The sequence below is a fragment of the Vreelandella arctica genome (genome assembly GCF_037070215.1).
Classification (GTDB): domain Bacteria; phylum Pseudomonadota; class Gammaproteobacteria; order Pseudomonadales; family Halomonadaceae; genus Vreelandella; species Vreelandella arctica.
The window spans coordinates 23,124-31,579 of sequence record NZ_JBANSN010000037.1 but is presented as its reverse complement, the minus strand read 5'-3'; the positions used below and the strand labels follow the sequence as shown (position 1 = coordinate 31,579).

The following is an 8,456-nucleotide window of genomic DNA, read 5'->3' as shown; positions in this document are numbered from 1 at the left end:
ACGCCTGACGACCATAGCACGCGTGAACCACCTGATCCCTTGCCGAACTCAGCAGTGAAACCGCTTAGCGCCGATGGTAGTGTGGGGTCTCCCCATGCGAGAGTAGGTCATCGTCAGGCACTTATACCGCAGAAAACCCAGCCACCCGGCTGGGTTTTTTGTGTGCGTGGAAGAAAAACAAGGGTCTCCCCATGGAGAGTCCCGGCAGCCCGGCGCAGCCATCGTCAGGCACCTATACTAAAAAACCCCCAGGGCTAACGCCTTGGGGGTTTTTTTTATGGCAAAATGCACTCCTCAAGGAGGATTGCCCATGACTCAGATGCGCTGGGAACAGCTACTTTCCCCACGTCGTCTTCACGACCAACGCTCAACAAGTACTCGTGAAATCGGTCGTAGCCCATTTCATAAAGACCATGACCGGATTGTTTTTTCAGGCTCGTTCAGGCGTCTTGGCCGTAAGACACAGGTGCATCCACTGACAGAAAACGATCATATTCATACTCGCCTAACTCACTCGCTAGAAGTCGGCTGTGTCGGTCGTTCTCTGGGTATGATTGTCGGAGAGTTACTACATGATCGCTTGCCAGAATGGATAACGCCCGCTGATCTTGGGGTCATTGTGCAGACAGCGTGCCTGGGACATGACATTGGGAATCCCCCTTTTGGGCATGCCGGTGAGTATGCCATTCGCGATTGGTTTCAGCGTGCTCAAAGCAGTGGGCTATTAGAAGGCCTTTCAGACGCAGAGCGCGAGGATCTGTTGACCTATGAAGGCAATGCTCAGGGTTTTCGAGTGATTACCCAGATCGAATATAACCAGTTTAATGGTGGCATGCGGCTGTCAGCAGCCACCCTGGGGGCACTACTCAAATACCCTTGGACGGTTCGTTACAGCGGACGCGCGGGAAAATTCGGCGCTTACCAGTCAGAGCAAGTGTTACTCAAAGAAGTGGCTGAAGCGGTAGGTTTGTTGCCGCAAGGCGAGCAGCGCTGGTGCCGCCACCCGTTGGCTTGGCTTGTCGAAGCCGCTGATGATATTTGTTACGCCCTGTTAGACCTGGAAGATGGTTTAGAAATGGGTATTCTGCGCTATGAAGAAGTCGTCGAAATACTGCGTCAAATTGCCGGAGAGTTCCCGCCTGAATATGCCGATATGCAAGCCCGTAATGTCTCCCAGCGGCGGCGTATCGCTTTACTGCGCGGTGCTGCTATGGAACGTGCCGTCAATGATGTCGGCGCGGTGTTTGTACAGCATGAGCAGGCCCTGCTAAGCGGCACCCTCAATGACGACCTATTAGAGCTGTGTCACCCCGACCTTGGGTGGGGTGTTCAGGCGGCGAAGCAGCTTGCCCGAGAGCGTATTTTCCAAAACGAGCGTAAAGCGAAATTAGAGATTGGTGCCTATACGACGCTAGGTATTCTCTTGGAAGCTTTTATTGGTGCTGCCCACGAGCTACATCACACCGGGCATTCATCGTTTAAACATCAGCGTGTGTTGGCCCTGATTGGCGAAAACACGCCGCTGCCTTCTTGGCCGCTTTACGATAGCTACCGCCGAATGCTGGACTTTATCGGTGGGATGACGGACCACTATGCAGTCGATCTTGCCCAAGAGATGGGTGGGCGGTTACGCGGCGACTAAGCCGTACATTATACGGACGGCTGGCGGAGATGTTTGAGTTCCATTAGCCGTGCCCGCTCCAGTAAGATATGAATGACCTTATCGTGAATGGCATCGCTCATCTGTCCCGGCGTTATCTCGGTGAGCTGTTGGGCAAGTTGCTCGCCGCTCACTACCAGGATATCCGGCGAGGCCTCGCTGGTATCAATCTCCCAGCCGGGCAGCACTAACACTCCTTTAACCGGTACCGGCACACTGCAGCGGCGCTCTAACCATTGGCCGAGCCAGCTAACGCCTTGGCGCGTTTTATGCAGTGGCCGGCGCTCTTGCCAATGTGGAAAGCGTAGCCGCTCGCGCTCTACCGCCACTGTGTTGAGTTCGTTGCCATCAGTGCCGATAGCGAGTGTTCTTGCCCTTGTTTCCACCACAAAAACACCGTGAGGTGTTACCACCACGTGATCAATCGTGAAGCTATCGGTGGGGACATCATGAAATACGTAGTAGGGGTGGGCCTCAGGGCGGACTAAACGCTCAAGCTCTTGGCCAACGGCAAGCTCGCAAGCGAGGCCTAATTTTAGTCGCCGAATACGTTGATAATCACGTACCAGCAGCAGTGAAAACGTCAGTACCAGCAGTGTGCTGAGTAGTCCATATAAAGCCCATTCGACCCAATCTTGTTGGTCCACAAAAAGCATGCGGCCCATGCCATACACCAGAGGGGCCAAGCTAATGATGGGCCCTAACGCCCCGTTTAGAAATAGGCTGGAAAAAGCTTGGTCAAGGCGATGGCGCAGCGCTTGGCCCGGTTCATGAAGGGGAGCTTTGAAGGGCGAATGGACGCGCGCATCGTGTAGGTTGCGCAGCGCCAGGACAATACTGGCCATTGCCGCCATGGGGAATAAAAAAATGAGGGGTAGCAAGTATTCCAGCCAAGCCATTGCAGTGCCTTGCCCTATAGCGACTTACTTGACGGTAAGTCTTGGTGGTGTAGAGGCTTTAACCCCCTGCGAGTTTAACCTGATAGCCGAGTGTGCTGAGCTCCTGGCGCAGAACATCACGATGGTCGCCTTGTATTTCAATAATACCGTCTTTAATAGCTCCGCCCGTCCCACAACGTTTTTTAAGCGTTTTTGCTAATGTTTTAAGTTCATCACCAGACAAAGGGATGCCGCTAACAGTGGTAACCCCTTTGCCTTTACGGCCGCTGGTTTCGCGTCGAATACGCACTATGCCATCTAGCTCGGCTAAGCGCTGTTGTTCGCTTACATCATCACAGTAACAGGCTTCAAGTGCTTCCCGGCAGGTGGGGCAGGTTTTACCATGTTCGGTGGAGTAAACAAGCCCACCCAATTGGTCACGTAAAGAGGCCATTATTATCCTCCGATAGAGTGTTGGGGCACGGGGGTCTGCCAATATTCACGCGTGAGACGCTCCACTACGGCGGGTAACTGATACATATTGCTGATCATAATGGCATTTTCAGGCGTTTCTTCGGCATCCGGGAAACGATTTAAATGAATCACCGTCATCCCCGCTTGCAGTGCTGCGCGAACACCGACTAAGGCATCGTCTATTGCGATACAGTCACGCGCTGCATAGCCCATGATACTGGCTGCGTGTAAATGTAAACAGGGTTCAGGCTTCCAGCAATTGGCGGTATAGCCACTGAAAAAGCGGTTTCCAAAATAATGGCTAAGTTCTGTGGCTTCTAGCGCCGTAAGAATTTTACTTTCAGGCCCATTAGAGACTACCGCACTTGGGTAAGAGCTCAGTATATCCAACGCTTCACGAGCACCTGGTATGGTCGTCAACTCTTGGGCAAGCCGAGTTGCTAGATTGGCTCGCATAAGGATTTCCATGCGCTCAAGTTGATCAGGATCAACATCACCATAGCGCTGTTGAAGTTCAGCAACGATACGCCGAAAGCGCGCTCCACGAAATTCACCGAGGTAATCGGTAGTAGCAAATGGCAGCCCTACTGAATTAAGCCCGGCGGCCATCTCTTCGGCTAGTAGCGGTTCGCTATCGACGAGTGTGCCATCACAGTCAAACAGCAAAAGTGGGAGCGGCATTACGGTTCCTTGCAGCGGCTTTAGCGCTGCCAGTGTTAGTTGAAGCCATCTATACTGCTATTGAACGGGATTTTACGTCATTTGTGAACACTGTTTTGTTATTTTTTGCTTGCCTATACACTACGCTTGAGCCAGCTTAAACGGCTACGCTCATTTTGGTGGCCGCTGTTGTCTGTCATCTAGCTTCAGGAAACGCTGTAGCGCTAGCGTTGGAAACGGCCAAGCTGCGCTGAAGAGATAGTAGGGATACACTATTCTGTCATAACCAAAACATGGAGAACGTCCGATGCGATTCACCCCTTGGATCCTACCCTTAGCCCTCAGCGCTGCTTTGCTAACGACGACTGGCTATGTGTTTGCTGATAATCATGAAACGGAAGGCGAACAGCACGAGCCTCTTAATGATGAAGCGCTTGAAAAGGAATACGGTATTAAAGCCGGATCGGTAAAACGTGACGACGTGGCGTCATCTAGCGATGCCGAGGATACTAATGAGCAGACCCGTGTGCGTGAAGAAGAAGAGGAGGAGGAGAAGAACGAAGAAGTAGCCACCAGCGCAGGAGAGGATGACGTAGAGTTAGAGACTGGCAAGAGTGAAGAGCGAAACCCAGAGGCTGGCACAGGCGGTACTGGCAGCCCGGATGATGCTATTCATAGCAGCGAAGAAGAAAATAGCGAAGATGACGATGGAGACACTGACGATAACGAGTAACGTCAGTGCCTGAAACATTATTTAGCTAGACGGCGTGAGTTAGCACTGCTGCGCTGATGATAAGGCTTCATTGTGAGCTGGCTGGTGACCCACCAAGGGGCTAGCTGGCCATTCATAGAGTTAAACAATGCTTTCTGCATTTCGAGGCCAGCTTCCATGCTGGCCTCGAGCTTTTCGGTGACCATTTTTTGATTTTCTTTCATCATTTTAGGGCTGAAGAAAGGCTGTGTTTGCCATAAGTGATTGCGCATCGTGATAGTCGACAGGGAAGTGGACCATAGTTCAAATGCCATTAGGCCCGCCTTCCAAACATCAAACATCGCTAACGGAGTGGTGGGCATAAGTGGCGGCATTGTGGAGCTTTTCATGAGTATTAGCCTCTCTATTTGAACACGAAACCTCGTGGACTCATCACCAGTGTTAGCATATCAATGCTGCAATGCAATATGTATTTCGTCGAGCATAACGTGGGATAGGTAAAAAAAGACGACCGTTTGGTCGTCTTTATAGTAAACAATGGAAGTAACAGGTTTACTTGATCTTAGGAGCCAGTTCACCGCGCTCATAGCGCAGGGACATCTCTTCTAAACTGATCGGTTTAATTTTGCTAGCGTTACCTGCTGTGCCAAAGGCTTCATAGCGAGCAATACACAGATCGCGCATCGCGGTGACGGTTTCTTTGAGGAATTTACGTGGGTCGAATTCGGCAGGATTTTGAGCCATAAAACGACGCACAGCCCCTGTAGACGCCAAGCGAAGATCGGTATCGATATTCACCTTGCGTACGCCGTGCTTAATCCCTTCAACGATCTCTTCCACCGGAACGCCGTATGTTTCTGGAATCTGGCCGCCATACTGGTTAATCACTTCCAGCCACTCCTGCGGCACGGATGAAGAGCCGTGCATGACGAGGTGGGTGTCCGGAATCCGCGCATGGATCTCTTTGATGCGCTGGATAGAGAGCGTATCCCCGGTGGGTGGCTTGGTGAACTTATAAGCGCCGTGGCTGGTGCCAATGGCAATGGCCAAGGCGTCTACGTGCGTCGCTTTGACGAATTCGGCCGCTTCTTCAGGGTCGGTCAGCAGCTGTTCCATATCCAGCTTGCCTTCAGCACCAATGCCGTCTTCTTCACCGGCCATGCCTGTTTCCAGACTGCCCAGGCAGCCCAGCTCGCCTTCAACAGACACACCGCAGGCGTGGGCCATTTCGACGGCACGACGAGTAACGTTAACGTTGTAGTCGTAATCGGTGGGTGTTTTGCCGTCTTCGCCCAGTGAGCCATCCATCATTACCGAGGAGAAGCCAAGCTGGATAGAGCGCTGGCAAATCGCAGGGCTAGTACCGTGATCCTGATGCATGACCACCGGGATATGGGGGAACTCTTCTACCGCCGCTAAAATCAGGTGGCGTAGAAACGGAGCTCCCGCATATTTACGAGCGCCAGCAGAGGCTTGCACGATTACCGGTGAGTCGGTGGCATCAGCAGCTTCCATAATGGCGCGCATCTGCTCAAGATTATTAACGTTAAATGCTGGGATGCCGTAGCCATATTCGGCGGCATGGTCGAGCATTTGGCGCATGCTGATCAGAGCCATTCAATCACCTTATCTAAGTTTTAAAAAAAGCATGTTGTCACAATGGGGCTAGTAACACCGCGGCTTTATTGCTCGGGTGGTTTAAGTCGCCCCATATTAACCGCGTTTGGCGGCAGCTTCGAGCGCTGCTACGGCGGGCAACTGCTTGCCTTCGACATACTCAAGGAAAGCACCGCCGCCGGTGGAGATATAGGAAACACGATCAGCAATAGCATATTTATCAATGGCCGCTAACGTATCACCACCGCCCGCAATCGAGAAACCTGCGCTATCAGCGATAGCCTGGGCGATAACCTGGGTGCCTTTGCCGAACTGATCGATTTCAAATACCCCGACGGGGCCATTCCACAAAATGGTGCCAGCATCTTTAAGCATACCGGCCAAGTGAGCGGCGGTATCGGGGCCAATATCTAGAATCATCTCGTTGTCAGCCACTTGATCGACCGGTTTGACAATGGCCTCTGCCGATTCAGAAAACTCAGTGGCCACCACGACATCGGTGGGTAACGGAATCGACACCTTCTCCATCAGGGCTTTTGCCTGGCCAATCAAATCGGCTTCATGGAGTGATTTGCCGACATTATAGCCCGCAGCGGCGATAAAGGTGTTGGCGATGCCGCCGCCCACGATCAGCTGGTCGCATTTGTCGGCCAGCGCAGTAAGCACGTCCAATTTGGTAGAGACTTTTGAGCCACCCACAATCGCCGCCATGGGGCGTGCCGGATTCGCCAGGGCTTTCTCTAAGGCATCCAATTCTTGGGCAAGCAGTGGACCTGCGCAGGCGCTGGGGGCAAAGCGCGCCACACCATGGGTAGAGGCTTGCGCTCGGTGGGCGGTGCCGAAGGCATCCATGACAAAGATATCGCACAGCGCGGCGTACTGCTGCGCCAGCTGTTCGTCATCTTTTTTCTCGCCGCTATTGAAACGCACGTTCTCTAGTAGAACGACATCGCCGTTGGCGATTTCTAACGTCTCACCAAGATACGCTTTGATTAGCGGCACGGGGCGACCTAACAGCTCCCCCAAATGCTCAGCCACCGGCGCGAGTGAGAATTCTTCGGCGGGCTCGCCTTCAGTAGGGCGACCTAAATGGCTCATGAGCATCACTTTTGCCCCCGCTTTCGCCGCTGCTTGAATGGTTGGCAGGGCGGCTCGCAGGCGGGCGTCACTGGTGACGCGGCCATGTTTGATGGGCACATTCAAATCTTCACGGATCAGCACGCGTTGTCCTTCCAGGGGAAGGTCAGTCATCTTTTTCACGTTCATGTGAGCGGTTTCCTCGTGTTTATGCCATTGAGCTGAAAGTAAAAAGTAAACCAATAATGCCAACAGGTTATGTCTGTGCCGAAAGTGTGGCCAATCGCTGACTAATATCGAGCATCCGGTTAGCGAACCCCCACTCATTATCGAACCAGCACAACAGCTTGATAAGGCGCTTACCGGCCACCCGTGTTTGGGTGGCATCGAGAATGCCTGAGCGCGGGTCGTGGTTAAAATCAACCGACGCCATAGGTGCTTCAGTATAGCCAAGTACGCCCTTTAAGCGCTGCTGACTGGCGGCCAGCAGCAGCGCATTGACATCATCCCGGTGAGTATCACGGCGAACCGTCAACGCGACATCCATCGCAGAAACATTGATGGTAGGAACGCGTACGTGCAGGCACTCGAAACGGCCCGCCAGGTGAGGCATTAAGCGGCTGATGCCGAGCGCCAAGCCGGTATCCACTGGCACAATGGAGTGCATTGCCGAGCGGGTAAGACGCAAGTCGGTTTGATGATACGCATCAATCACCGGCTGGTCGTTCATCGCCGAGTGAATGGTCGTGGTGACACCGTGCTCAAGGCCGAGCGCTTCATCCAGAATGGTTAACAGCGGCACAAGACAGTTGGTGGTGCACGAAGCGGCAGAAAGGATGCGCTGGGAAAGCGCCAGCTCGCCTTCATTAATACCCCATACAATGGTGGCGTCGACATCATTTTCCGCAGGCTGGGAAAACAGCAGCCGCTTAGCGCCTGCCTTTAAATGCTGCTCGGCAGTGGCACGATCTTTAAAGCTCCCAGAGCACTCCAGCACCAGGTCCACATCAAACGCCTTCCAGGGCAGCTTGCGCGGATCTTGTTCGCATAGCACCTGAATACGTTGGCCGTTGACCACTAGACACTCGCCGTCGTTATCCACCTCACCTGGGAAGCGGCCATGGGTAGTGTCATAGCGGGTCAAGTAGGTGATAGTGGCAAGATCGGAGAGCTCGTTAATGGCGACCACTTCAATTTCCGGGTGGTGCCGCTCAACGAGCGCCCGAAGCACGCATTGGCCAATGCGTCCGTAACCGTTAATGGCGATGCGATACCGGGGAGCAGAATTAGCCATGCGGAGGGCGGCTCTTAAAAGTGAATCAATCATGAAAATGACGTCGAAAACCGTGGAATGATAACGCATTTCTGCCGGCGATTC

At 53.1% G+C, this 8,456-nt stretch carries 9 protein-coding genes and 1 rRNA gene; 3 read left to right on the top strand and 7 right to left on the bottom strand.

All coding sequences use genetic code 11. From position 1 onward, the window contains the following. Window positions 1-3: 3 nt before the first annotated feature. Both rrf and V8L70_RS20285 read left to right on the top strand, forming a co-directional pair. Window positions 4-119, top strand: a 5S ribosomal RNA gene (gene rrf, locus V8L70_RS20290). Between the two features lie 191 nt (window positions 120-310). Further along, entirely contained in the window at window positions 311-1,642 is a 1,332-nt protein-coding gene (locus tag V8L70_RS20285) for a deoxyguanosinetriphosphate triphosphohydrolase (protein WP_101146336.1), read from the top strand. 8 nt (window positions 1,643-1,650) lie between these two features. On the opposite strand, the gene V8L70_RS20280 is transcribed toward V8L70_RS20285, so the two are convergent. The 3 genes from V8L70_RS20280 to V8L70_RS20270 are packed head-to-tail and all read right to left on the bottom strand — an operon-like array spanning window position 1,651 to window position 3,693. Further along, complete coding sequence (locus tag V8L70_RS20280) at window positions 1,651-2,559, bottom strand: nuclease-related domain-containing protein (protein WP_008959657.1); 909 nt, start codon at window positions 2,557-2,559, stop codon at window positions 1,651-1,653. A gap of 58 nt (window positions 2,560-2,617) precedes the next feature. Next, entirely contained in the window at window positions 2,618-2,992 is a 375-nt protein-coding gene (locus V8L70_RS20275) for a translation initiation factor Sui1 (protein ID WP_008959656.1), read from the bottom strand. 2 nt (window positions 2,993-2,994) lie between these two features. Next, window positions 2,995-3,693 (bottom strand): HAD family hydrolase, encoded by a 699-nt coding sequence (locus V8L70_RS20270; RefSeq protein WP_101146335.1) that lies wholly within the window; start codon window positions 3,691-3,693, stop codon window positions 2,995-2,997. A 286-nt stretch (window positions 3,694-3,979) separates the two neighbouring features. Between V8L70_RS20270 and V8L70_RS20265 the strand changes: the two genes are divergently transcribed. Next, window positions 3,980-4,405 carry a hypothetical protein gene (locus V8L70_RS20265; RefSeq protein WP_101146334.1) on the top strand — a complete coding sequence of 142 codons (426 nt, stop codon included), beginning with the start codon at window positions 3,980-3,982 and terminating at the stop codon, window positions 4,403-4,405. A 17-nt stretch (window positions 4,406-4,422) separates the two neighbouring features. Here the strand turns inward: V8L70_RS20265 and V8L70_RS20260 are convergent, their stop codons facing one another. From V8L70_RS20260 to V8L70_RS20245, 4 genes are all read right to left on the bottom strand, one after another. Beyond that, window positions 4,423-4,698 (bottom strand): hypothetical protein, encoded by a 276-nt coding sequence (locus V8L70_RS20260; protein ID WP_332870631.1) that lies wholly within the window; start codon window positions 4,696-4,698, stop codon window positions 4,423-4,425. Window positions 4,699-4,936: 238 nt separating this feature from the next. Further along, window positions 4,937-6,001 carry a class II fructose-bisphosphate aldolase gene (gene fba / locus V8L70_RS20255; RefSeq protein WP_008959652.1) on the bottom strand — a complete coding sequence of 355 codons (1,065 nt, stop codon included), beginning with the start codon at window positions 5,999-6,001 and terminating at the stop codon, window positions 4,937-4,939. A gap of 96 nt (window positions 6,002-6,097) precedes the next feature. Beyond that, a complete protein-coding gene (locus V8L70_RS20250; protein WP_008959651.1) occupies window positions 6,098-7,267 on the bottom strand; it encodes a phosphoglycerate kinase in 1,170 nt (389 codons plus the stop codon). Between the two features lie 67 nt (window positions 7,268-7,334). Beyond that, window positions 7,335-8,372: a type I glyceraldehyde-3-phosphate dehydrogenase gene (locus V8L70_RS20245; protein WP_035587409.1), complete on the bottom strand. Its 1,038-nt coding sequence runs from the start codon at window positions 8,370-8,372 to the stop codon at window positions 7,335-7,337. Window positions 8,373-8,456: the final 84 nt, after the last annotated feature.